The 24,098-nt window shown below is 69.2% G+C and carries 25 protein-coding genes; 8 read left to right on the plus strand and 17 right to left on the minus strand.

Annotated features, from left to right (window positions below; genetic code table 11):
* Positions 1 to 112: 112 nt before the first annotated feature.
* Together dxr and AC3E6M_RS13920 are read right to left on the minus strand one after the other, a co-directional pair.
* The gene (gene dxr / locus AC3E6M_RS13915) at positions 113 to 1,195 is read right to left on the minus strand and encodes a 1-deoxy-D-xylulose-5-phosphate reductoisomerase (protein WP_490530263.1); all 1,083 of its coding nucleotides are present in this window, start codon (positions 1,193 to 1,195) and stop codon (positions 113 to 115) included.
* Between the two features lie 9 nt (positions 1,196 to 1,204).
* Positions 1,205 to 2,170, minus strand: a complete 966-nt coding sequence (locus AC3E6M_RS13920; RefSeq protein WP_138177848.1) for an FKBP-type peptidyl-prolyl cis-trans isomerase — start codon at positions 2,168 to 2,170, stop codon at positions 1,205 to 1,207.
* A 158-nt stretch (positions 2,171 to 2,328) separates the two neighbouring features.
* On the opposite strand from AC3E6M_RS13920, the gene AC3E6M_RS13925 reads away from it, so the two are divergent.
* The 4 genes from AC3E6M_RS13925 (at position 2,329) to dhaM (ending at position 5,482) form a co-directional block, all read left to right on the plus strand.
* A complete protein-coding gene (locus AC3E6M_RS13925) occupies positions 2,329 to 3,030 on the plus strand; it encodes a lysophospholipid acyltransferase family protein (protein WP_252371067.1) in 702 nt (233 codons plus the stop codon).
* A gap of 87 nt (positions 3,031 to 3,117) precedes the next feature.
* Positions 3,118 to 4,113 carry a dihydroxyacetone kinase subunit DhaK gene (gene dhaK / locus AC3E6M_RS13930; RefSeq protein WP_490530264.1) on the plus strand — a complete coding sequence of 332 codons (996 nt, stop codon included), beginning with the start codon at positions 3,118 to 3,120 and terminating at the stop codon, positions 4,111 to 4,113.
* On the plus strand, positions 4,110 to 4,751 hold the full coding sequence (dhaL, locus tag AC3E6M_RS13935) for a dihydroxyacetone kinase subunit DhaL (protein WP_138177842.1): 642 nt from the start codon (positions 4,110 to 4,112) through the stop codon (positions 4,749 to 4,751). The genes dhaK and dhaL overlap by 4 nt, the downstream gene beginning before the upstream one ends.
* Positions 4,748 to 5,482 (plus strand): dihydroxyacetone kinase phosphoryl donor subunit DhaM, encoded by a 735-nt coding sequence (gene dhaM, locus AC3E6M_RS13940; RefSeq protein WP_490530265.1) that lies wholly within the window; start codon positions 4,748 to 4,750, stop codon positions 5,480 to 5,482. The genes dhaL and dhaM overlap by 4 nt, the downstream gene beginning before the upstream one ends.
* Before the next feature lie 9 nt (positions 5,483 to 5,491).
* Here dhaM and AC3E6M_RS13945 read toward each other — a convergent pair whose 3' ends face one another.
* Complete coding sequence (locus AC3E6M_RS13945) at positions 5,492 to 6,454, minus strand: sugar-binding transcriptional regulator (protein ID WP_138177838.1); 963 nt, start codon at positions 6,452 to 6,454, stop codon at positions 5,492 to 5,494.
* A gap of 113 nt (positions 6,455 to 6,567) precedes the next feature.
* Between AC3E6M_RS13945 and AC3E6M_RS13950 the strand changes: the two genes are divergently transcribed.
* The 3 genes from AC3E6M_RS13950 to glpK all read left to right on the plus strand — a co-directional run bounded on the left by AC3E6M_RS13950 (position 6,568) and on the right by glpK (position 10,759).
* A complete protein-coding gene (locus AC3E6M_RS13950) occupies positions 6,568 to 8,286 on the plus strand; it encodes a glycerol-3-phosphate dehydrogenase/oxidase (RefSeq protein ID WP_490530266.1) in 1,719 nt (572 codons plus the stop codon).
* Between the two features lie 121 nt (positions 8,287 to 8,407).
* Positions 8,408 to 9,163, plus strand: a complete 756-nt coding sequence (locus AC3E6M_RS13955; protein ID WP_490530268.1) for an MIP/aquaporin family protein — start codon at positions 8,408 to 8,410, stop codon at positions 9,161 to 9,163.
* Positions 9,164 to 9,247: 84 nt separating this feature from the next.
* Entirely contained in the window at positions 9,248 to 10,759 is a 1,512-nt protein-coding gene (glpK, locus tag AC3E6M_RS13960; RefSeq protein ID WP_138178054.1) for a glycerol kinase GlpK, read from the plus strand.
* Positions 10,760 to 10,846: 87 nt separating this feature from the next.
* Here glpK and AC3E6M_RS13965 read toward each other — a convergent pair whose 3' ends face one another.
* Together AC3E6M_RS13965 and AC3E6M_RS13970 are read right to left on the minus strand one after the other, a co-directional pair.
* Positions 10,847 to 11,326 (minus strand): hypothetical protein, encoded by a 480-nt coding sequence (locus AC3E6M_RS13965; RefSeq protein WP_138178052.1) that lies wholly within the window; start codon positions 11,324 to 11,326, stop codon positions 10,847 to 10,849.
* A 36-nt stretch (positions 11,327 to 11,362) separates the two neighbouring features.
* Positions 11,363 to 11,833 carry an OsmC family protein gene (locus AC3E6M_RS13970; RefSeq protein ID WP_490530269.1) on the minus strand — a complete coding sequence of 157 codons (471 nt, stop codon included), beginning with the start codon at positions 11,831 to 11,833 and terminating at the stop codon, positions 11,363 to 11,365.
* A 61-nt stretch (positions 11,834 to 11,894) separates the two neighbouring features.
* Between AC3E6M_RS13970 and AC3E6M_RS13975 the strand changes: the two genes are divergently transcribed.
* Entirely contained in the window at positions 11,895 to 12,878 is a 984-nt protein-coding gene (locus AC3E6M_RS13975) for an asparaginase (protein WP_490530270.1), read from the plus strand.
* 45 nt (positions 12,879 to 12,923) lie between these two features.
* Here the strand turns inward: AC3E6M_RS13975 and AC3E6M_RS13980 are convergent, their stop codons facing one another.
* The 12 genes from AC3E6M_RS13980 to atpB form a co-directional block, all read right to left on the minus strand.
* Positions 12,924 to 14,456 carry an APC family permease gene (locus tag AC3E6M_RS13980; protein ID WP_490530271.1) on the minus strand — a complete coding sequence of 511 codons (1,533 nt, stop codon included), beginning with the start codon at positions 14,454 to 14,456 and terminating at the stop codon, positions 12,924 to 12,926.
* Between the two features lie 45 nt (positions 14,457 to 14,501).
* On the minus strand, positions 14,502 to 15,275 hold the full coding sequence (locus AC3E6M_RS13985; protein WP_138178044.1) for a PP2C family protein-serine/threonine phosphatase: 774 nt from the start codon (positions 15,273 to 15,275) through the stop codon (positions 14,502 to 14,504).
* Positions 15,276 to 15,432: 157 nt separating this feature from the next.
* On the minus strand, positions 15,433 to 16,140 hold the full coding sequence (locus AC3E6M_RS13990) for a large exoprotein (RefSeq protein ID WP_138178042.1): 708 nt from the start codon (positions 16,138 to 16,140) through the stop codon (positions 15,433 to 15,435).
* 103 nt (positions 16,141 to 16,243) lie between these two features.
* Positions 16,244 to 16,993, minus strand: a complete 750-nt coding sequence (locus AC3E6M_RS13995) for a YaaA family protein (protein ID WP_490530272.1) — start codon at positions 16,991 to 16,993, stop codon at positions 16,244 to 16,246.
* Positions 16,994 to 17,064: 71 nt separating this feature from the next.
* A complete protein-coding gene (locus AC3E6M_RS14000) occupies positions 17,065 to 17,325 on the minus strand; it encodes a F0F1 ATP synthase subunit epsilon (protein WP_138177936.1) in 261 nt (86 codons plus the stop codon).
* A 1-nt stretch (position 17,326) separates the two neighbouring features.
* Positions 17,327 to 18,775, minus strand: a complete 1,449-nt coding sequence (atpD, locus tag AC3E6M_RS14005; protein ID WP_138177934.1) for a F0F1 ATP synthase subunit beta — start codon at positions 18,773 to 18,775, stop codon at positions 17,327 to 17,329.
* A gap of 22 nt (positions 18,776 to 18,797) precedes the next feature.
* Positions 18,798 to 19,697 (minus strand): F0F1 ATP synthase subunit gamma, encoded by a 900-nt coding sequence (locus AC3E6M_RS14010; RefSeq protein WP_138177932.1) that lies wholly within the window; start codon positions 19,695 to 19,697, stop codon positions 18,798 to 18,800.
* A gap of 24 nt (positions 19,698 to 19,721) precedes the next feature.
* A complete protein-coding gene (gene atpA / locus AC3E6M_RS14015; protein WP_138177930.1) occupies positions 19,722 to 21,350 on the minus strand; it encodes a F0F1 ATP synthase subunit alpha in 1,629 nt (542 codons plus the stop codon).
* Positions 21,351 to 21,411: 61 nt separating this feature from the next.
* Complete coding sequence (locus AC3E6M_RS14020) at positions 21,412 to 22,203, minus strand: F0F1 ATP synthase subunit delta (RefSeq protein ID WP_138177928.1); 792 nt, start codon at positions 22,201 to 22,203, stop codon at positions 21,412 to 21,414.
* Entirely contained in the window at positions 22,203 to 22,763 is a 561-nt protein-coding gene (locus tag AC3E6M_RS14025; protein WP_138177926.1) for a F0F1 ATP synthase subunit B, read from the minus strand. Before AC3E6M_RS14025 ends, AC3E6M_RS14020 begins: the two co-directional genes overlap by 1 nt.
* Before the next feature lie 34 nt (positions 22,764 to 22,797).
* Complete coding sequence (atpE, locus tag AC3E6M_RS14030; RefSeq protein ID WP_043360904.1) at positions 22,798 to 23,031, minus strand: F0F1 ATP synthase subunit C; 234 nt, start codon at positions 23,029 to 23,031, stop codon at positions 22,798 to 22,800.
* A 45-nt stretch (positions 23,032 to 23,076) separates the two neighbouring features.
* Positions 23,077 to 23,889 carry a F0F1 ATP synthase subunit A gene (atpB, locus tag AC3E6M_RS14035; protein ID WP_138177942.1) on the minus strand — a complete coding sequence of 271 codons (813 nt, stop codon included), beginning with the start codon at positions 23,887 to 23,889 and terminating at the stop codon, positions 23,077 to 23,079.
* Positions 23,890 to 24,098 lie beyond the last annotated feature (209 nt).

The following is a 24,098-nucleotide window of genomic DNA, read 5'->3' on the forward strand; positions in this document are numbered from 1 at the left end:
CCGCCCGGCCCACCCGCACAACTCCTGCACGACCGCAGCGCCCCGCGCCCCGGCCAGCCCGGCATCCGATTCCGCCGGAGTTGTGCGCGATGCCGGTCGAGCCGCCTCAGGGTCAGCTCGCGGCGATGACCTCGTCGGCGGTGCGACGCGCCCACGCCTCGGCGTCGGCGAGCGACTCGCGGGTGAGGGCGCCGGGGGCCTCGTGGCGGTCCACGACGCGCTCGATCACCTCGAGGATGCCGAGGAAGCTCAGACGCCCCTCGTGGAAGGCATCCACCGCCTGCTCGTTGGCGGCGTTGAACACCGCGGGGTAGGTGCCACCGGCGCGGCCGACGTGCTTGGCCAGCGCCACCGACCCGAAGGCCTCCTCGTCGAGCGGCTCGAACGTCCACTGCGACGCCGTCGTCCAGTCCAGCGGCGCGCCCACTCCCGCCACCCGGTTCGGCCAGTCCAGGCCGAGCGAGATCGGCAGGCGCATGTCCGGCGGAGACGCCTGCGCGATCGTGGATCCGTCGATGAACTCGACCATCGAATGCACGATGGACTGCGGGTGCACGACGACATCGATGCGCTCGTACGGCACGTCGAAGAGCAGGTGAGCCTCGATGACCTCGAGGCCCTTGTTCACCAGGGTCGCGGAGTTGGTCGTGACCACGCGCCCCATGTCCCACGTCGGGTGCGCCAGCGCCTGGGCCGGGGTGACCTCGGCCAGTTCGGCGCGCGAACGTCCTCGGAACGGACCCCCGGATGCCGTGAGCACGAGACGGCGCACCTCGTGCGGCTCGCCGGAGCGCAACGCCTGCGCGATCGCCGAGTGCTCCGAGTCGACCGGGACGATCTGCCCGGGGGCCGCCAGACGGGTGACGAGGTCACCGCCGACGATCAACGACTCCTTGTTGGCGAGCGCCAGCGTGCGCCCTTCTTCCAGAGCCGCCAGCGTCGGGCCCAGCCCGACCGAACCGGTGATGCCGTTGAGCACCACGTCGGCCTCGACATCGCGGACGAGTAGCTCGGCCTCCATCGCACCGAGAGCGATCGCCTCGACGCCGAATTCCGCCGCCTGCGCCTCGACACCCGCGCGGTCGCGGCCGGCGGCGAGTCCCACCACCTCGAACCGCTCGGGGTTGGCCCGGATGACGTCGAGCGCCTGGGTGCCGATCGAACCGGTGGAGCCGAGAATGAGGACGCGACGCATCCGCTCAGCCTACTGAGCGGGCGCCGCCGCGTGCTGGACGCCGAGGATGTCGACGACGAACACCAGCGGGGCGTTGGCCGGGATGTCGCCCTGGCCCGCCTCGCCGTATCCGTCGGATGCCGGCATCACGACGACGACCTGGGAGCCGACGGTCTGGCCCTCCAGCGCCTTGCGGAAGCCCGCAACCACGCCCGTGGTGGCGAACTCGGCGGGGGCGCCGCGCTGCCAGCTCGAGTCGAAGACCGTGCCGCCGTCGTAGAGCGCGCCGGCGTACTGCACGATGACCTGGTCGCCCGGGTTGACGACATCGCCGTCGCCCTGACGGAGGTTCTCGACCCGCGTCTCGGTGGGCGCCGGGGCGTCGGGCATGGTGATCGTGGGCGCACCGTTGTCGTCGAAGGTGACGGTGGGCATGCCCTCGGCCGGAGCGACCTCGGTGCCGGTGGCACGGGTGGGCAGCTCTTCGATCGCGTCGGCGACGAGCACGAACGCCGGCGATCCCTCACCGAGCGCACCCGCGGGGAACGCCGAGACGGTGCGCGATCCGATCGTCGCGCACTCCAGCGCCGCACCGAAGATCTGCTGCGACGAGATCAGCGTGTCCATCCCGTCGGGCGCCGTGGTCTGGGTCTCGAGCTGCACCTGACCGGAGGCGGCGTCGATGAGGGTGAAGTTGGCGCGCAGCACGTCGCCCGCGCGCACCTGGTCACCGGAGCCCTCGACGAGAGTGCTGCGCTCGAGACCGGCCGGGGTGTAGCCGGTCGGGAGGGTGACCTCGACCTTGCCTCGGAAATCACCGGAGACCTGAACGTCGTCGGACACAGCGCCCTGCGACAGCGCGCTCTGGCACTGTCCTGCGTCGGCCGAGCCGCTGGCGTCCGGGGTCGGGGCCTCCTCGGACGAGCCGGTGCAGCCCGCCAGGAGCAGGACCGCGGCAGCGGCGACGGACAGGGAAGCGATCGGGCGGATGCGCACGGCAGACCTCTCGGAGACGACGGGAACCGCCCCATCATCCCCTATCCGGCTTTGGCGCCGCTGGGAGCCCCATGCACGGCGACGCATGCGGCGCGCAGTAGCCTCGTCGAGTGAGTTCCGACGAGACCGAGGGCGTTCCCGCCGTCCCCCCGAAGCAGATGGGCGCCGCCTACGGCCTCGGACGTTTCTTCATCGCGCCGCTCGCACGTGCGGTCTACCGGCCCCGCGTGGAGGGCCGCGACAACGTCCCCCGCACCGGCCCGGTCATCTTCGCCAGCAACCACCTGTCGTTCATCGACTCGATCGCCATCCCCGTCGCATCCCCCCGGCCCGTGCACTTCCTCGCGAAGTCCACGTACTTCGAGAAGTGGGCCTCCCGGCAGTTCTTCACCGCGATCGGCGCGATCCCCGTCGAGCGCGGCGCCGGGCAGGCCGCGCTGGACGCTCTCGACCAGCAGCGCGCCCTGCTCGAGGACGGGCGCGCCGTGGCCCTCTACCCGGAGGGCACGCGATCCCTGGACGGGCGCCTGTACAAGGGGCGCACCGGCGTGGCCTTCCTCGCCCTGCAGACCGGGGCCCCGGTGGTTCCGGTCGGGCTGATCGGCACCGACAAGGTCATGCCCGTCGGCGCGAAGGTGCCCTCGACGAGGGAGCGCATCACGGTGCGCTTCGGCGAGCCCCTCGACCTCTCTCCGCACGGTGCGGCTTCGTCCGGGCGCGCACGGCGCGGGGCGACCGACGAGATCATGGCCGCCATCCACGCCCTCAGCGAGCAGGAGCTCGCCAACGCCTACAACGAGGTCCCGGCGCAGAACCCGCTCGAACGCATCAAGCAGGTGCTCCCGCACGAGCGCATCTGACCGGTCGCCCTTGACGTGGGGGCCCGCGGCGAGCAGGGTCTGAAGGGGCGGGCCCGAACCCGCCGCAGCCACGACGAGGAGGCACCCGTGAAGAAGTTCGTGAACAACCCCGACAACGTGCTGGCGGAGGCTCTGCGCGGCATCCACGCCGCCCATCCCGATCTGCGCATCGACACCGAGAACCGCGTGATCCTGCGCGGCGAGCCCACCCCCGCGGGCAAGGTGGCACTCGTTTCGGGCGGAGGCTCCGGCCACGAGCCGATGCACGGCGGGTTCGTCGGCCGCGGCATGCTCGACGCCGCCGCGGCGGGCGAGGTGTTCACCTCCCCCACCCCCGACCAGGTGCTCGCCGCCACTCAGGCCGTCGACTCCGGGGCCGGCGTCCTCCACATCGTGAAGAACTACACCGGCGACGTCCTCAACTTCGAGATGGCCGCCGAGCTCGCCGCGGCCGAGGGCGTGCGGGTCGAGTCGGTCGTCGTCGCCGACGACGTCGCGGTGACGGACTCCACATGGACCGCCGGTCGCCGGGGCACCGGCACGACCGTCATCCTCGAGAAGATCGTCGGCGCGCTGGCGGAAGAGGGCGCCGACCTCGACGCCGTCTCGGCCCTCGCGCGCCGGGTCTCCGAGGCGGGGCGCTCGATGGGCGTCGCTCTGACCAGCTGCACCGTGCCCGCCGTGGGTCACCCCACGTTCGAGCTCCCCGACGACGAGATGGAGGTCGGGGTCGGCATCCACGGCGAGCCGGGCCGCTCGCGCGTCAAGGTCGCCACCGCGCACGAGATCGCGAAGATGATGGTCGACCCGATCGTCCATGACTTCGGCGACCCGGTCGGCTCGGCGATCGTCCTGCTGTCCGGCCTCGGCGGGACGCCCCTCATCGAGCAGTACCTCCTGTACGGCGAGATCGCCCCGCTCCTGGCCGAAGCCGGGATCGACGTGCAGCGCGTGCTCGTCGGCGACTACATCACGAGCCTCGACATGGCCGGCGCCTCGCTCACGGTCGTGAAAGCAGACGACGAGATGCTGCGCCTGTGGGACGCCCCCGTCGTGACGCCCGGACTGCGGTGGGGCGCATGAGCGACGTGGTCTCCACCGACGACCTCGTCGCCTGGATCCGGGCGTTCCGCGACGCCGTCCAGCAGCATCGTGACGAGCTGACGGCTCTGGATTCTGCGATCGGCGACGCCGATCACGGATCGAACATGGCTCGAGGGCTGGATGCGGTCGTCGCCAAGCTCGAGACGTCCCCGGCGTCGGCGGCCGAGCTGTTCAAGACGGTCGGGATGACGCTGGTCTCCTCGGTCGGCGGAGCCAGCGGGCCGCTCTACGGCACGTTCTTCCTGCGGATGGGTCCGGCTCTCGCCGATACCGACGGCGCGGATGCCGCGGCCCTGGGGGCGGCGCTGCGCGCCGGCGTCGACGGGGTCGTCGCCCGCGGGAAGGCCGAGCCCGGCGACAAGACGATGATCGATGCGCTCGGCCCCGCCGTCGCGGCGTGGGACGACGCGGTCGCCGCGGGCGCTGACGTCGAGGCCGCGTCCGCCGCCGCTGCGGAAGCCGCGGCGAAGGGACGCGACGCCACCGAGCCCCTCGTCGCCCGCAAGGGTCGCGCGAGCTATCTCGGCGAGCGCAGCGCGGGGCACATCGATCCGGGTGCGGCGTCGTCGGCGCTGCTGCTCGAGACCCTCCGCGACAGCCTGGCGGCGCGCGGATGATCGGCATCGTCGCGGTCTCGCACAGCCGCCCCCTCGCCGAGGCGGCGGTCGACCTAGCGTTGCAGATGGGCGGTGACGATCCGCCGACGGTGCGGGTGGCCGCCGGTGGACCGGACGGCGACCTCGGGACGGATGCCGCGGCGATCGCCGAAGCCCTCGATGCGGCCGATTCGGGTGACGGCGTCCTCGTGCTGATGGACCTCGGGTCGGCGCTGCTGAGCGCCGAGATGGCGCTGGAGTTCGCCACCGCACCCGAGAGTGTCGTGCTGAGTCCGGCGCCCTTCGTCGAGGGGCTGGTCAGCGCCGTCGTCACGGCGGCCGGAGGGGCGTCCCTCGCCGACGTCGCCGCGGAGGTCGCCGGCGCCGCCGACGCGAAGCGCGCCCAGCTCGGTTCCGCCGAGCCGGAGACCGCAGCGGAAGCCGCAGCGCCGCCGCCCGCCCCCTCGACCGCCGACGAGCTGTCGTTCGAGACCACCGTGGTCAACCCGTCCGGACTGCACGCTCGGCCCGCGGCGACCTTCGTCAAGGCCGCGTCGCGCTTCGACGCCGACGTGCGCATCGTCGATCTCGACGGCAGTGCCGAGCCGGTCTCGGCGCGAAGCCTGCTGGCGCTCATGGCGCTCGGCATCCGTCAGAATTCCCGCGTGCGGGTGACCGCCTCCGGCCCCCAGGCGCGGGACGCCCTCGCCGAACTCCGCGCGCTGATCGACGACGGCTTCGGCGAGGTCTGACAGGCGGGCTCAGCGCGTGACGCTGAGCAGGCGGCGCGCGAGAGCCTCTTCCACGACCAGCTCGGTGATGAGGTCCGCGGCGAGTGCGCCGCGGAGGGCGTCGAGCTTGGACAGGCTCGAGACGACGCAGAATCGGCGCGGGATGCCACGGACCGTGTCGAGGTCGGGCCCGCTGGAGCGGGCGTTGAGTTCCGGGATGTCGGACGACCCGTCGGTGCGGTAGAACACCGTCGCGCAGTCGCCGACGACGCCTTCCCGCTCGATGATCGCGCGATCACGCTCGTCGAAGTAGTCGCCGCTGTAGACGTGGGAGGGCACGTCGGCGTGGGGGGACCCGAGACCGAAGACGAACAAGCCGACACGCTGCTGGATCTCCAGCACCGAGCGCACCGACCGTTCCCGCCACATCGCCTGCTTGGTCCTCGGGTCGTCGAAGAGCGCCGGCACCGGGAATTGGTGCACCGACGACGACCAGGCCGCCCCGAAGCGGGACAGGATCTCCCCCGCGTACGGGATGCCGGAGGTACGGAGGTTGGCCGCCCCGTTCATCTGGACGATGTGGGTGTCGGGCACGTCCTTGGAGGGGACGTGCCGCGCGATCGCCGAGAGCGTGGACCCCCACGCGATTCCGACCGTCATCGACGACTCGATGCGCTCCGCGAGGATGCGCGCGGCGGTCAGCGCCGTCCGCTCGAGCCGCTCGGCCTCCGACGTTCGGGACGGCGTCGGCACGACGTGCGCGGTGATCCCGAAGCGGTCGGCGATGCGCTGAGCCATCTGGCCGCGCGCGTCGTCGGGCGGGCTGATCGAGATCGTCACCAGGCCGACATCGCGGGCGTGCTGCAGCAGCCGCGACACGGAGGATCGCGAGACGCGCATCTCGTGCGCGATGGCATCCATCGTCAGGTCCTGCATGTAGTACAGCTGCGCGGCGCGCAGCGCATCGCGCGAGCGCTCCTCGGTCTGCGTCATCGTCCCCCGCCTTTCCGCCTTGCCTATTCTGCACGTTTGTTCAAGGGGCTTGCAACAACGTGCAGCGGCGCGCATCCTGTTTCGCGTACCCACAACGAAAGGTCGCAGTCGACATGTCGTCCCCCTCTTCTTCGATTCGCGCCGATGTCCAGGCGCTCCGCGACGCCGACGACCTCGACGTCCTCATCATCGGAGGGGGCATCAACGGCATCGCCACCCTCCGCGACCTCGCCCTCCAGGGCGTGAAGGTCGCCCTGGTCGAGCGCGGCGACTTCGTCTCGGGCGCCTCCTCGGCCTCGAGCCACATGGTCCACGGCGGTATCCGCTACCTCGAGAACGGCGAGTTCCGTCTCGTGAAGGAAGCCGTCACCGAGCGCAATGACCTGATCAAGACGGCCCCGCACTACGTCAAGCCGCTCGAGACCACGATCCCGATCTACAAGACGTTCTCCGGCATCCTCTCGGCACCCTTCCGCCTGCTCGTGACCCACGGTCGCGGCAAGCCGAACGAGCGCGGCGCGCTGCTGATCAAGGTCGGCCTCATCATGTACGACACCTTCTCGCGCGACGGTGGCACCGTTCCCCGCCACACCTTCCTCGGCAAGAAGAAGTCGCTCGCGGCGCTCCCGCGCCTCAACCCCGACCTGGCCTACACCGCCACGTACTTCGACGCCTCCATGCACGACCCGGAGCGCATCGCTCTCGACGTGCTGCACGACGGCATCGTCGCCGGCGGAGGCCGCACCCAGGCGGTCAACTACGTCTCGGCCGTCGGCGCGGACGAGAACGGCGTGCGTGTGCGCGACGAGCTCTCCGGCGAGGAATTCTCGGTCGCGGCCAAGATCATCCTGAACACCTCGGGGCCGTGGACCGACCTCACCAACGGCGCGATGGGACTGCCGACGCAGTTCATGGGCGGCACCAAGGGCTCGCACGTCGTGCTCGACAACCCCGAGCTGCTGGCAGCCACCGGCGGTCGCGAGATCTTCTTCGAGCACTCCGACGGTCGCATCGTCCTCATCTACCCGCTCAAGGACCGCGTCCTGGTGGGGACCACCGACATCGACGCCGACCCGTCGCAGCCGGTCGTGTGCACCGACGACGAGATCGAGTACTTCTTCGACCTCATCGGTCACGTCTTCCCCACCGTGCCGGTCGACCGGTCGCAGATCGTCTACACCTTCTCCGGCATCCGTCCGCTCCCCCGTCACGACGACACCGCCCCCGGCTTCGTCTCGCGCGACTACCGGATCGTCGAGGACGAGATCGGCGGCACCCCCGCGATGAGCCTCGTCGGCGGCAAGTGGACCACGTTCCGCGCCCTCGCCGAGCACCTCAGCATGAAGACGCTCCAGAAGCTGCGCCGCCCGCACCGCGTGAGCACGCAGGGCCTGCCCATCGGCGGCGGCAAGGGCTTCCCCACCACGCCCGCCGAGCGCCGTCGTTGGGTCGCTGCCCGCACGAATGCTCACTCCGCCGAGCTCGTGGATGCCATGCTCGAGCGCTACGGCACCCGCGCGGACGCGATCCTGGCCGTGCTGCCCGCCGAGCCCACCGCTCTCGAGCACGCCCCCGGTTACTACCGCGAGGAGCTGACGTGGATCGCGGAGAACGAGCAGGTCGTCCACCTCATCGACGTGCTGCTGCGCCGGACGCATCTCGCCTTCGTCGGCGGGATGACCGAGCGCACGCTGCGCGAGGTGGCCGAGGCCGTCGCCGGCCCGCTCGGCTGGGACACCGCCCGCATCGACGAAGAGATCGCGCGGGCCACTGAGAAGCTCCGTTCCGCGCACCGCGTCGACCTCGCCGAGGCCGGAGTCGCGCGAATCTGAGAGAACGTGCGGGCGCGCCGTCTGTTGCGCGCCCGCACGGCGGTCGTAGGTTCGGATCACCGAGCCGCACAGTTGCCCGAGCCGATGGCGTCCGGGCGAAAACAGAAAGGTCGATGACGACATGCAAGAAGTGAACCTGGGGCTGTACTTCCTCTCGGAGGTGGTCGGTACCGCGATGCTGATCCTCCTGGGTTGCGGTGTGGTCGCCAACGTGGCGCTGGCCAAGACCAAGGGCAACGCCGGTGGATTCCTGATGGTCAACTGGGGATGGGGCCTCGCGGTCTTCGCCGGTGTGATCGTCTCGGCGTACTCCGGTGCTCAGCTGAACCCCGCCGTCTCCATCGGTCTGCTCGTCGCGGGCAAGATCGCGTTCGTCCAGTTCCTCGTCGCGGTCGCCGCGCAGCTGGTCGGTGCCATCATCGGTGCCGTGCTGGCCTGGGCGTCCTACAAGCAGCACTTCGACGACGAGCCGGACCCCGCCGCCAAGCTGGGCGTCTTCTCCACCGGCCCCGCCATCCGCTCGTACGGCTTCAACTTCCTCACCGAGGTCATCGCGACCTTCGTCCTGGTCTTCGTGATCTTCGGATTCGCCGACTACGGCGTCGCCGACATCGGCGTCCCCGGCGGCATCGGCGGCCTCGCGGCCGTGCCCGTGGCCCTGCTCGTGGTCGGTATCGGCGCCTCCCTCGGTGGCCCGACCGGTTACGCGATCAACCCTGCGCGTGACCTCGGTCCGCGTATCGCGCACGCGATCCTCCCCATCAAGGGCAAGGGTTCCAGCGACTGGGGCTACGCCTGGGTGCCGGTCGCCGGTCCCCTCGTCGGCGGTCTGATCGCCGGTCTGGTCGCCCCGGTCCTCCTGGGCCTCGGCAACTGATCCTCGGCGGGGGCGTCGCGACGGCGCCCCCGCCCCCTCTTCCCCTCTCATAAACCACCCCACCCACTGACAAAGGAGTCCTCCATGGCCGACTACGTCCTCGCCATCGACCAGGGCACGACCTCGACGCGCGCGATGATCTTCAACAAGTCCGGCGGCGTCGTGTCCGTCGGACAGAAGGAACACGAGCAGATCTTCCCGAAGGCCGGGTGGGTCGAGCACGACCCGCTCGAGATCTGGCGCAACACCCAGGAAGTCATCGGTCTGGCCCTGAGCCGCGCCGACATCACCCGCCACGACATCGCCGCGGTCGGGATCACCAACCAGCGCGAGACCGCTGTGGTCTGGGACAAGAACACCGGCAAGCCCGTCTACAACGCCATCGTCTGGCAGGACACCCGCACGCAGTCGATCGTCGACCGCCTGGCCGACGGCGATGTCGAGCGCTACAAGAGCATCGTGGGCCTGCCCCTCGCGACCTACTTCTCCGGCACCAAGATCGTGTGGATCCTCGAGAACGTCGACGGCGCGCGAGAGAAGGCCGAGTCGGGCGATCTGATCTTCGGCACCACCGACACGTGGGTGCTGTGGAACCTCACCGGCGGCATCGACGGCGGCGTGCACGCGACCGACGTCACCAACGCCAGCCGCACGCTCTTCATGGACCTCGAGACCCTGCAGTGGCGCGACGACATCCTCGCCGACTTCGGTGTGCCGCGGTCGATGATGCCCGAGATCCGCTCCTCCTCCGAGGTCTACGGCCAGGTCGAGTCGTCGTCGCTGCTGCGCGAGACCCCCGTGGCCGGCATCCTGGGCGACCAGCAGGCCGCGACGTTCGGTCAGGCCGCGTTCGACCCGGGTGAGAGCAAGAACACCTACGGCACCGGTAACTTCCTCATCTTCCAGACGGGCGAAGAGATCGTCCACTCCAAGAACGGTCTGCTGACCACCCTCGGCTACAAGCTCGGAGACGAGCCGGCTCGCTACGCCCTCGAGGGCTCGATCGCCGTCACCGGTTCGCTCATCCAGTGGCTGCGCGACCAGCTCGGCATCATCTCCTCGGCGCCCGAGGTGGAAGCCCTCGCCCGCACCGTCGACGACAACGGCGGCGTGTACTTCGTGCCGGCCTTCTCGGGCCTGTTCGCTCCGTACTGGCGTCCCGACGCCCGCGGCGCGATCGTCGGCATGACGCGCTTCGTCAACAAGGGCCACATCGCCCGCGCCGCCCTCGAGGCCACGGCCTTCCAGACTCGCGAGGTGCTCGAGGCCGTCAACGCCGACTCGGGCGTCGACCTCACCGAGCTCAAGGTCGACGGTGGTATGACCGCCAACGACGAGCTCATGCAGTTCCAGGCCGACATCCTCGGCGTTCCGGTCGTCCGACCCGTCGTGGCCGAGACCACGGCCCTGGGTGCCGCCTATGCGGCGGGCCTGGCCGTCGGTTTCTGGGACAACCTCGATGACCTGCGCGCCAACTGGCAGGAGGACAAGCGCTGGGAGCCCGACATGGACCCCACCGAGCGCGAGCGCGAACTGCGCCTGTGGAAGAAGGCCGTCACCAAGTCGATGGACTGGGTCGACGAAGACGTGCGCTGAGCACACCCCCGCAGATCGGAACCCCGTCGGCCTCGTGCCGGCGGGGTTCCGTCGTTCCCGGGGCCCTCGGCATCCGGATGCCGGGACTCAGCGCGACGGCTTCGGGAACGCCGCCCGCACGGCGTCGGACTGCAGGTAGTCCGAGACCCCGATGAGGAGGATCGCGAACAGGATCTGCTCGGTCACCACCCAGAACGGGTAGAGCCCGGGGATCGCGGCGAGGACGAGCGCCACGATCGGGAAGATCCGGCTGAACAGCTGCAGACGCCGGAACGCCCAGTACCAGCCCGCCCGCGCGCGCCACAGGAAGTAGAACAGCGTCGTGGTGATGCCGAGCACGACGAGGCACCGCATCCACACGGCGAAGCCGACGTCGTCACCGTTCAGGGCCATCACGGCGGCCACGATGATCGTGGCGACGCCGAGGAGGAATCCCGCGGCGAGCAGGATCGTCACCGCGCGGAAGGCGCGGCGGACGCGGGGATCGTCGGACGGGTCGACGCGATGATCGGCCTGACGACCGCCGGCGAGGCGGTCCAGACGTCGCAGGGCGGGTTCGAGCTGCATGCGCTCACTGTACGACGCGCGCCGCACCGCGCGATGTCAGGCGGCGGTGACGACGGGCTCGTGGCGCACGGGGAAGTTGACCGAGTTCGCGATGAAGCACCACTCGCGCGCCTGACGATGCGCGGCGAGAGCGGCCTCGACCATGGACTCCTCCGCCACCACGACACGGGGCCGCAGCAGGACGTCGGTGAACGCTCCCCCGCCCTTGCCGTCCTCGACCATCGTTCCGGTGGCCTCATCTCTGTACGAGACGACGACCACACCCGTGGTCACGCACGCGTGCAGGTACGACAGCAGGTGGCACTCGCTGAGCGCACCGAGCAGCAGTTCCTCGGGGTTCCACTTCGCCGGGTCGCCCCGGAAGGGCTTGTCCGCGGAGGCCTCCAGCAGAGGTTTCCCGTCGACCTCGAGCGAGACCGACCGGTCGTAGTCGCGGTACCCGCTCGTGCCGGTCCCCCGGTCGCCGGTCCACGTGGCCTGCAGGCGGTACTGGTGCTCACCGATCATGCTCCCATCCTGCCCCCTTCCCCCGCCGCGGAGTCCAGGGCGCGGAAGATACGATGGACGGATGCCTGCCACGCCCCCGGATGCCGTCGAGATCGCCGTCGTGGAACGGAGCGGCTTCGTCGAGTCACGGCACAGCGGCGTGGCCGTCGTGCTGTCGCCCGACGGGTCGGAGCACACGGCGCTGGGCGACGTGAGCGCGCCCTTCCTCCCTCGCTCGAGCATGAAGCCCCTGCAGGCTCTCGCGTGTCTGTCCGCCGGCGCCGACCTCACCGGCGAGAGCCTGGCGCTGTCGACGGCGAGCCACTCCGGAACCGACCGGCACGTCGAGGTGGCCCGCGGCGTCCTGCAGTCCGCCGGACTGACCGAGGACGACCTGGGGTGCCCCGCGGTGTGGCCGAGCGATACCGCGTCGCGCGACGATCTCGTCCGGGACCACGGCACCCCCTCTCCCCTGCGCATGAACTGCTCGGGCAAGCACGCCGCGATGCTGCTGACGTGCGTGGCCAACGGCTGGTCGACCGCGGACTACCTCGACCCGCAGCACCCCCTGCAGGTGCACATCCGCGAGGTGATCGAGCGCCTCGTCGGCGAGCGCGCCACGACCATGGCGATCGACGGGTGCGGTGCGCCGGTGTACGCGATGAGCCTGACCGGCCTCGCCCGCGCCATCCAGCGCATCGCGACGTCGTCGGAGCGCTCGCCGTTCGCGCTCCACCGCAGCGCCGGCGCGCTCGTGCGCGCCGTCCGCGAGAACCCGTGGACCATCGACGGCCCCGGCCGCCCCGACACCGTCGTGATCGAACGCCTGGGCGTGTTCTCGAAGTACGGCGCGGAGGGCGTCCAGGTCATGACGGCTCCCGACGGGACGACCGTTGCGCTGAAGACGCTCGACGGATCGACCCGGGCCGGCCACGCCGTCGCCCTGCGTCTGCTGGAACGCGCGGGGGCCCTCGATGCGTCCGCGGTCGCCGATACCCTCTCGGCGCTTCCGCTGACCGTTCTCGGCGGCGGAGCACAGGTCGGCGTCATCCGCGCCACGGTCTGAGCGGAGCCGGTCACCCGCCGTGACGGGGCGACCGGCCCACCGTCCTCAGATGCCGCCGTCGACCGACCGCGGGTACGTGATCGGCTCGTCGGGGACGAGCACCTCGGTGTCGCGGTTGAGGCTCTCTCCGTGGAAGAAGGGCTTCGAGCGCGGGAAGGCGTACCAGAGCAGCATCAGCACGACGCCGATCGCGAGCGCGCCGATACCGACGACGAACGTCCCTCCGATGCCCAGCAGGACCGTGTTGCCGTACTCGGGGTCGTACATGTCGATCGCCGACTGCACGAACGCGTAGGTCAGCATGAGCGCTCCCAGCAGCGGAAGGATGCCGCGGTAGACGAGGTTCCGCGTCGAGGTGAACAGGTCGCGGCGGAAGTACCAGACGCACGCGTAGCCCGTGATGGCGTAGTAGAACGCGATCGCGAGCCCGAGCGACAGGATCGAGTCCTGCAGGATGTTGTCGCTGATCAGCGTCATGCCGACGTAGTAGACGCTCGCGACGATGCCCATCACGAGTGTGGAGAACGACGGCGTGCGGAAGCGCGGGTGCACGGTGCTGAACCGCTTCGGCAGCGCCTTGTACGCGGCCATCGCGAGCGTGCCCCGGGCCGTGGGGAGGATCGTGGTCTGCGTCGACGACACCGCCGAGATCAACACCGCGACGATGAGGATCCAGCCGAACGGGCCGAAGAGCCCGTCCTTCAGGGCGAGGAACACATCGTTGGCGTTGTCGGCGTTGGCCAACCCCGTCCCGTCCTCGCCAACCCCGGCGTACATCATCGCGGCCACCGTGACCGAGACGTAGGTGCCGAGCAGGATGACGGTGGTCAGCAGTGCCGCCCGGCCGGGGATGCGCTTGGGGTCCTTGGTCTCCTCGTTCAGGGCGAGACACGTGTCCCAGCCCCAGTAGATGAACAAGGCCAGCAGCACGGCCTCGGTGAAGCCGCTCCAGTCGGTGAAGCCCAACGGGTTGAACCAGGCGAGATCGAACGGCGTCGGGTTCGGCGCGGTCCCGTCGAAGAACTTCCACAGCGCCACCACCACGAACAGCGCCAGCACGAGGTACTGCACGCCGAGGAGGATGTTCTGGATGCGCTCGCCGATCTCGACGCCGCGATAGCTGACGTACGTCATCGCGGCGATGAACGCGACGCCGGTGGCGGTCACGAGCGGCACGTTCTCGGCGAGGGACCCGTCACCGATGAGAGACCACAGGTAGATGCCCGCGATCTGGGCGAGGTTGGCGAGCACGACCATCCCGGCCACGGCGACGCCCCAGCCCCCCATCCAGCCGACCCACGGGCCGAATGCCTTCGTCCCCCAGGTGAAGGTCGTGCCGCAGTCGGGGACATCGTTGTTCAACTCGCGGTACGCGAAGGCGATGAACAACATCGGAATGAAGGCGATGATGAACGCGATGGGCGCCGAGGCGCCGACGGCGAGGACGACGAAGCCCAGGGTCGCTACGAGCGAGTACACCGGGGCCGTGGATGCCAGACCGATGACGGTCGAGCCCCACAGGCCGAGGGTTCCCGCGGCCAGGCCCTTGCCGGCCGTCCGTTCGGGTGCGGAGGTCATCTGCTGAACCTAGGAGCAGCGACGCTCCGCGGTCAAGCTCTCGGGTTACGCGGCCCGACGGGTGACGTCGAGCACGACGATGGTGATGTTGTCGCGGCCGCCGTTCTCGAGGGCGGCGGCCATCATCGCCTCGACGGCGGCGGCCGGGTCGGGGTTGGCCTCGAGGAAGTGCCGGATGCCGAAATCGGTCAGTTCCTTCGTCAGCCCGTCGGAGCAGATGACGAAACGATCCCCGTCGACCACCTCGAGGCGGAGGTAGTCGGGCTTGACGCTGTCGCTCGGGCCGACGGCGCGGGTGATGACGTTGCCGTACGGGTGATTCTCGGCCTCTTCCGGGCTCAGCCGCCCGGCGGCGATCAGTTCCTGCACGACGGAATGGTCGGTGGTGATCTGCACGATGTCGTCGTCGCGCAGCAGGTAGACGCGCGAGTCCCCGATGTTCAAGGTCACCCAGTGCGGCTCCTCCCCGCCCACCTCGAGGTAGAGACCGGTCAGCGTGGTGCCGGTTCCCTCGTCGGTGGTCTCGGGGTGCGAGACGATGTCCTTGACGGCGCGCGACAGAGCCTTCTCGATGTTCTTGGGAGACACCGCGCCGCCCTCGACGACGCCGCGCAGGCGATCCACCGTGCTGGCGCTGGCGATCTCTCCGCCCAGGTGCCCGCCCATGCCGTCCGCGACGACGAACAGGGGGTACTCGGCCAGGAGCGCGTCCTGGTTGACCTCTCGGCGCTTGCCCGTGTCGGTCGACGCCGCCCAGGAGAGATCGAGCGCGCCGCCCGCCAGGGGAACGGTACGCGTATGCGTGGTCACCTCGGGCACGACAGATCCTCCGGTAGGCCGACAGCTTCGCCGGCGGAAGCGCACGGCCCTGCCATCCTAGTAGACGCCCAGGCCGGGCTCTTCGATCCGACAGGCGCGGCGCACGGGCGCGAACGACGACGAGCTCCCCGCGGGGCGGGGAGCTCGTCGCTCGCGTTCAGGCCTGCGGACCGGCAGGCGGCGGCGTGGGGCCGGCCGGCGGTGCCGGCGGAGGCGGAGTCGCGCCGCCGGCCGGGGGCGTCTGCGGCGGGGTGGAGGGCTGGGCCGGAGGCGCGTACGGCTGCGCGGGTGGAGCGTAACCGCCGGCCGTGGCCGCAGGCGGTCCCTGCAACTGCTGATCGGGCTGCACCGGGATCCCGCTCCAGACCGTCTTGTCCGCAAGGAACGAGGTCGCCCACGGCGAGGGACGGATCGCGGGGTTCCACGGCGACGAGCCGAAGGCCAGGATGCCGAGCCAGATGAGGTATCCGATGCCGGGGATCAGCCAGAGCAGCAGGTACGGCCAGTCCTTGCCGAACTTCAGGCCCAGACGGTAGGAGAACATCACCGCGGCGGCCACGCCGACGAGGCTGATGATCCATCCGATGACCGGGATCCCCGCGAGCACGCTGGAGGCGACGACCGCGATCAGGTAGGCCCACGGTGACAGATCACCCAGCTTCGCCGCGACGAGGGCGTTGTAGACGGGCACCCACGCGCGCCACTTCCCCTCCACTCCGGCCTTCTCGAAGATCTTCATCAGCAGGAAGGACGAGATGATGTACCCCGCCAGCGCGATGATCAGCAGGACGGGAAGAAAGACGAGGAAGAAGGCGAACGCGGCGAAGCCGCCCCCGTCGTCCCCGTAGTAATAAGAGTCACCCATGTGAGTTCCCTTCCAGGAGGTGCACGACGCGACATCCGCGCGTGCGGTGCGACTCACATGGTAGCGAAGCTGAATGTTCGCTGACAGACCCCGCGCAACATTGTCATGTGCGGAGTTCGATTTCGCCCGGACCGCCCTCCCCCACCGCGAAACCCGCCGCTCGAGCCCAGTCGTAGAGATCTGACCGCGAGCCGATGCGGGCACGGGTCTGCGCCAGGCGTCGGACCAGCTCGCCTTTCGCCTTCTTGTTGAAGTGGTTCAGTGCACGCACCGTTCCATCGGGGCCCTCCGCGACCACGCGCACGTAGGCGCTGTCGAGTTCCGCGGGCACCGGGCCGAGTGCCGCATACGCCTCGGATCGCACGTCGAGGACGAAGTCCGGCGCGGCATCGCGGATGGCTCGGGTGACGGCATCCGCCCAGATCCGTCGCAGCGAGGGAAGACCCGGAAGCGACGTCGAGGCCGCCAGACGATACGCCGGGATGCCGTCGAGGGCGCCGACGGGACCGAACGGCGCCGAGTGGATGAGGACGTGCGCCGCCAGCCAGTCGCGCGCGGGAGCGTCGAGAGAACCCGCATCCAGGGCGTCGAACAGCACGCCCGTGTACCGGTCCACCGCGGGCAGCGTCGCGGCGGAGCGCAGCGCGGCGTTGTCGGCGACCTCGTGGAGCCGCCGGGCACTGAGCTTGAGGACGCGCGCCGCAGACTCTTCATCGGCACTGAGCGCGACGAGAGCATCGATCACGCGGGTACGCGGTGCGGTCAGCGCCGGAAGGGCGAGACTCGCGGCATCCAGGGGCTTTCCGTGCCCGCCGGGGCGTTTGGTCTCGGAGGGAGGAAGGAGAACGAGCATGCGACCTCGGGGGAACGAACGACGCGCGCCGCCCGGCGAACCGGGCGACGCGCGTCGAAGAGGAGAGAGTGTCAGGAGACCAGCGCAGCGTGACCGGCGACGATCGTCAACTCGTCTCCCGACATCGACAGGAACCCGTCCTGCGCGCTGGCGAGAGTCTTCGTGCCGTCTACACCGGTGATGCGCACCTCGCCCTGGGCGAGGATCGCGAGCACGGGTTCGTGCCCCTGCATGAAGCCGATCTCACCTTCGACCGTCTTGGCGACGACGAGCGACGCCTCACCGGTCCAGACCTCGGCGTCAGCCGAGACGAGGTTCACGCGCAGCGGCATGTCAGCCGTTCTCCTTCTGGATCTGCGCCCACTTGGCCTCGACGTCCGCGATGCCACCGACGTTGAAGAACGCCTGCTCGGCGACGTGGTCGAAGTCACCCTTGACGATCGCGTCGAAGGACTCGATCGTCTCCTTGATCGGGACCGTGGAGCCCTCGACACCCGTGAACTTCTTGGCCATGTAGGTGTTCTGCGAGAGGAACTGCTGGATGCGACGTGCGCGCGACACGACGATCTTGTCCTCTTCGGAGAGCTCGTCGACACCGAGGATCGCGATGATCTCCTGCAGTTCCTTGTTCTTCTGCAGGATCTGCTTCACCGAGGTGGCCACGCGGTAGTGGTCCTCACCGATGTAGCGCGGGTCGAGGATGCGGCTCGTCGACGTCAGCGGGTCGATGGCCGGGTAGAGACCCTTCGACGCGATCTCACGGGACAGCTCGGTCGTGGCATCCAGGTGGGCGAAGGTCGTCGCCGGAGCCGGGTCGGTGTAGTCGTCGGCGGGGACGTAGATCGCCTGGAGCGACGTGATCGAGTGACCGCGCGTCGAGGTGATGCGCTCCTGGAGCACACCCATCTCGTCGGCGAGGTTCGGCTGGTAGCCCACGGCGGAGGGCATGCGGCCGAGCAGCGTCGAGACCTCGGAACCGGCCTGCGTGAAGCGGAAGATGTTGTCGATGAAGAGCAGAACGTCCTGCTTCTGCACGTCGCGGAAGTACTCCGCCATCGTGAGCGCCGACAGGGCGACGCGCAGACGCGTCCCCGGCGGCTCGTCCATCTGGCCGAACACGAGGGCGGTCTTGTCGAAGACACCCGCCTCTTCCATCTCACCGATGAGGTCGTTGCCCTCACGGGTGCGCTCGCCGACACCGGCGAACACGGAGACACCACCGTGGTCCTGCGCGACGCGCTGGATCATCTCCTGGATGAGGACGGTCTTGCCGACGCCGGCGCCGCCGAACAGACCGATCTTTCCACCCTGCACGTAGGGTGTCAGGAGGTCGATCGACTTGATGCCGGTCTCGAACATCTCGGTCTTGGACTCGAGCTGGTCGAAGCTCGGGGCCTTGCGGTGGATGCCCCAGCGCTCGGTGACCTCGATCGTCTCGCCGGGTGCCGCGTTGAGCACCTCACCGGTGACGTCGAACACCTTGCCCTTGGTCACGTCGCCGACGGGGACCGAGATCGGGCCGCCGGTGTCGCGCACCTCCTGGCCGCGGACCATGCCGTCGGTCGGCTTGAGCGAGATGGCGCGCACGAGGTCGTCACCGAGGTGCTGGGCGACCTCGAGCGTGATCTCGGTCGAGTCGTCACCGATGGTGATGGTGGTCTTGAGCGCGTTGTAGATCTCGGGGATCGCGTCGTGCGGGAACTCGATGTCGACGACGGGCCCGGTGACACGCGCGACGCGGCCGACGACAGCCGCGTCGGTCTTCTCGGCGGTGAGGCTCATGGCTTCTTCTCTCCTTGGGAACTTACTTGCCGGATGACAGAGCATCGGCGCCGCCGACGATCTCGGCGATCTGCTGCGTGATCTCCGCCTGACGCGCGTTGTTGCGCAGGCGGGTGTAGTCGGTGATGAGCTTGTCGGCGTTGTCGCTGGCCGACTTCATCGCCTTCTGCGTCGCGGCGTGCTTGGCCGCCGACGACTGCAGGAGAGCGTTGAAGATGCGGCTCTGGACGTACACCGGCAGGAGTGCGTCGAGCACGGTCTCGGCGTCCGGCTCGAACTCGTAGAGCGGGTACACCTCGGCCTGAGCCGGGGCTTCGTCGGCTTCGAGGACTTCGAGCGGGAGCAGACGGATCGACTCGGGCGACTGCGTCATCATGCTGACGAAGCGGTTGTACACGAGGTGGATCTCGTCGACGCCGTCGTTCTCGCCACCGGCCCGGTAGGCCTCGAGCACGGCATCCGAAATCGCTTCCGCCGTCGAGAACTGCGGAGTATCGGTGTCGCCCGTCCACTGCGCGGCGCTGGCCATGCGGCGGAACTGGAAGTACCCGACGGCCTTGCGCCCGACGAGGTAGAACACGACCTCTTTGCCCTGCGACCGCAGCAGCTCCGCCAGCTCCAGACCCTCGCGGAGGATCTGGGAGTTGAACGCGCCGGCGAGGCCGCGGTCGGAGGTGAAGATCACCACGGCCGAGCGGCGGATGTTCTCGCGCTCGGTCGTCAGGGGGTGGTCGATCGAGGAGTGCGTGGCCACCGCGGAGACAGCGCTCGTGACGGCCCGCGCGAAGGGCGATGCCGCGCGCACACGCGCCATCGCCTTCTGGATGCGCGAGGCCGCGATGAGCTCCATCGCCTTCGTGATCTTCTTGGTCGTCTGAGCAGAACTGATCTTCTGCTTGTAGACCCGCAGTTGTGCGCCCATGATTCCGTTCTCGTGTCGTCGCTGTTAGCGACGGCCCTTGACGATTCGCTCCTGGTTGACGTCTTCGGCCTCGGCGGCTTCGACCTGCTCGGTGCCCACGGCACTCTGCTCACCCGGCTGGAACTCGAGGATGAACTCGTCGACCTTCTTCTCGAGCTCGGCGACGGTGTCGTCGCCCAGCGCGTTGGTCTCGCGCAGCGTGTCGAGCACGGTCGAGTTGCGGCGCAGGTAGTCCAGCAGCTCGCGCTCGAAACGCAGGACGTCGGAGACCTCGATGGTGTCGAGCTTGCCGTTGGTGCCCGCCCAGATCGAGACGACCTGCTCCTCGACCGGGTAGGGCGAGTACTGCGGCTGCTTGAGCAGCTCGGTCAGGCGCGCACCGCGGGCGAGCTGACGACGCGAGGCCGCGTCGAGGTCGCTGGCGAACATCGCGAACGCCTCGAGCGAGCGGTACTGCGCGAGCTCGAGCTTCAGCGTTCCGGAGACCTTCTTGATCGACTTGACCTGGGCGTCACCACCCACGCGGGAAACCGAGATACCCACGTCGACCGCGGGACGCTGGTTGGCGTTGAACAGGTCGGACTGGAGGAAGATCTGGCCGTCGGTGATCGAGATCACGTTGGTGGGGATGTACGCCGAGACGTCGTTGGCCTTCGTCTCGATGATCGGCAGACCCGTCATCGAACCCGCGCCCAGCTCGTCGGAGAGCTTGGCGCAACGCTCGAGCAGACGCGAGTGCAGGTAGAAGACGTCACCGGGGTACGCCTCGCGGCCCGGCGGGCGACGGAGGAGGAGCGACACGGCGCGGTAGGCCTCGGCCTGCTTCGACAGGTCGTCGAAGATGATCAGGACGTGCTTGCCGCCGTACATCCAGTGCTGGCCGATCGCGGAACCCGTGTAGGGGGCGAGGTACTTGAAGCCGGCCGGGTCGGAGGCGGGGGCCGCGACGATGGTGGTGTACTCCATCGCGCCGGCGTCCTCGAGGGCGCCCTTGACCGAGGCGATCGTCGAGCCCTTCTGACCGATGGCGACGTAGATGCAGCGGACCTGCTTGTCGACGTCGCCCGACTCCCAGTTGGCCTTCTGGTTGATGATCGTGTCGATCGCGATGGCCGTCTTACCGGTCTGGCGGTCGCCGATGATGAGCTGGCGCTGGCCGCGACCGACGGGGATCATCGCGTCGATGGCCTTGATGCCGGTCTGCAGCGGCTCGTGCACGCTCTTGCGCTGCATGACGCCGGGCGCCTGCAGCTCGAGCGCACGACGACCCTCGGTCGCGATCTCGCCGAGACCGTCGATGGGGTTGCCGAGCGGGTCCACGACACGGCCGAGGTAGCCGTCGCCGACGCCGACGGAGAGGACCTCGCCGGTGCGGGTGACGCTCTGGCCTTCCTCGATGCCGGAGAATTCGCCGAGGACGACGACACCGATCTCGTGCTCGTCGAGGTTCTGGGCCAGGCCCAGGGTGCCGTTCGCGAAGCGGATGAGTTCGTTCGCCATGACGCCGGGCAGTCCCTCGACGTGGGCGATGCCGTCGGCCGCGTCGACGACGGTGCCGACCTCGGTCGCACCCGCGCCCGTCGGCTCGTAGGCGTTGACGAAGTCCTTCAGCGCGTCACGGATGACGTCGGGGCTGATAGAGAGTTCTGCCATTGTCTTCCTTCGTTCGTGGGGCGCGAGCCCCCAGATCTCCACCCGCTCGGGCGGGAAAGTCTTAGCCTGCGATGCGCTGGCGCAGGTCGGCGAGGCGTGCGGACACGCTCGCGTCGATGACGTCGTCGGCGACCTGCACACGCAGCCCACCGACCACGGTCGGGTCGATCACGGTGTTCAGGGTGACCGCCGACCCGTAACGCGCGCTGAGCGCGTTCTCGAGCCGCGTCCGCTGCTCGGCGCTCAGCGGGGTCGCGGCGTACACGGTCGCAACGATGCTGGAACGCTGATCGGCGACGATCGCCGATGCGCGACGCAGCAGCGCACGGACACGGCGACCGTGCGCGTTCTGCACGAGCGAAGAGACGATCAGGGCCGTGGCGGCACCCGCGCGTCCGTCGAGCAGCGTCGAGACGAGCGAGCTCTTGGCCGACGCGTCGCCGAGGCGACCGCCCAACGCCAGTTCGAGCTCGCCGTTCGAGGCCACCGTGCGGGAGAACTGGAACAGCTCGCCTTCGATGTCCGCCGACGGGTCGGCGACGGCGGCGGCGCGCACGGCCAGTTCCTCCAGGCCGTCCACGAACTCACCCGCGTTCGACCAGCGCTGCTCGGCCGCACTGCGCAGCAGAGCGACGGTCACCTCGCGGTACGTGCCACCGAAGACCGCCGTCACGAGCGCAGCGCGGGCGGCGGCCGGTGCCGAGGAATCGGACAGCGCGCCGCTCAGCTGCGCCGAGCCGCTCACGGCGCCGACGGCCGCGAAGAGTTCGCCGGCGACGTCGAGGTCGACGCCCGACGTCGACGTGAGCGCCTCGGTCGTCGCGGTCCGCGCCTGAGTGGTCGCGCTGCCCATTACTGGGCCGCCTTCTCGGATGCCTCGAGCTCGGCGAGGAAGCGATCCACCACGGCCTGCGCACGCGCGTCGTCCGAGAGGGTCTCCCCGATGACGTTGCCGGCGAGGTCGACGGCGAGCGTACCCACCTCAGCGCGCAGGGCGACGAGGGTCGACTGACGCTCGGCCTCGATCTGTGCGTGTGCGGCGGCGGTGATGCGGGCAGCGTCGGTGGACGCGGCATCCTTCGCCTCGGCGACAATCTTCTTGCCGTCCTCGCGGGCGGCCTCGCGGATCTCACCGGCTTCCTTGCGGGCCTCGGCCAGCTGCGCGGTGTACTGCTCGAGAGCGGCTTCGGCCTGGCGCTGTGCCTCGTCGGCCTTGGCGATGTTGCCCTCGATGGCGGCACTGCGCTCGTCGAGGAGCTTCGCCATCCGCGGCAGGGCTACGCGCCACACCACGAAGATGATGACGACGAAGCACACGGCCGACCAGATGATGTCGTACCACGCCGGGATCAGCGGGTTCTTCGCCGCTTCGCCCGCGGGCTCCGCGGCGAGTGTGACAAGAGCGTTCAGCATCCTGTCTCCTTTGAGTGAGTCGAGAGCGGCCGGATCAGGTGAAGATGAAGCCGGTCGCGATACCGATGAAGGCGAGCGCCTCGGTGAAGGCGATACCGATGAACATCAGGACCTGCAGGCGGCCCGCGAGCTCGGGCTGACGGGCGACACCCTCGATGGTCTTGCCGACGACGATGCCCACGCCGATGGCGGGGCCGATGGCCGCGAGGCCGTAGCCGATCGTGGCGACGTTACCGGTGACCTGGGCGAGAACCGTAGTTGCGTCCACGGGTTTTTTCCTTTCGGTTGGGTGGCTCGGCGTGCGCCGGGCCGCTCAGTGCTCTTCTGCGACCGCGAGCTGGATGTAGACCGCGGTGAGGATCGCGAAGACGTACGCCTGGAGGAAGGCGACGAAGATTTCGAACAGGGTGAAGGCGAAGCCGAAGGCGAGCGACCCCGCGCCCAGCGCCGTCCACCAGCCACTGAGGCCGACGACGAAGAACTGGGTGGCGGAGAAGAACAGCACCAGCATCAGGTGACCGACGACCATGTTCATCAGCAGACGAAGCGTCAGCGTGATCGGCCGGATGATGAAGGTGGAGAGGAACTCCAGCGGCACGATGATGATGTACAGCGGCCACGGCACGCCCGAGGGCAGCAGCGCGTTCTTGAAGAACCCGCCGGGGCTCTTCTTGATGCCGGCGTAGATGAAGGTCGCGTAGGCCACGATCGCCAGCAGCAGCGGGACGGCGATGACGCTCGTCCCGGCGATGTTCAGGAACGGGATGACACCCGTGATGTTCATGAACAGCACCATGAAGAAGATCGTGGTGAGGATCGGGAGGAAGCGACGGCCGTCCTTGCGTCCGAGGATGTCCTCGGCGATGTTGACGCGGACGAAGTCCAGGCCCATCTCGACGACGCTCTGGAAGCGGCCCGGGACGACCTTCATCCGGCGCGTGCCGACGATGAGCAGGATCACCAGGACGGCGGTCGCGAGCATCTGCACCAGGTTGATGCGAGTGATCGCGAAGATCGTGCCCTCGAACAGGATCGCGTCGGGGAAGAACTCGTTGATGGACGGCGGGTGGAACTCAGCCCCCGCGGACGCGAAGTTCGTGATCAGGGTCGCAGCTTGAGTGGACAGCGCTGGCTCCAGCTTCGGGGCATCGGTGTGAACCGTTGCGACGATGGTCGGTGATGGCACCCGAAGTGCGAGCCTGGGAAAGAGTCCCGGTCGCGGGTGGGTACTTACCCCACCCTATCAAACTCCCGGCTCATCCATGAGTGCGGGCGCTCGATCGTCTCGGCACCGGACTAACGTGCACTCGGCCGGCGAACCTCGGGTTATGGGGA

This window comes from Microbacterium sp. SCPM-O-B-15248 (M128) (assembly GCF_058214835.1).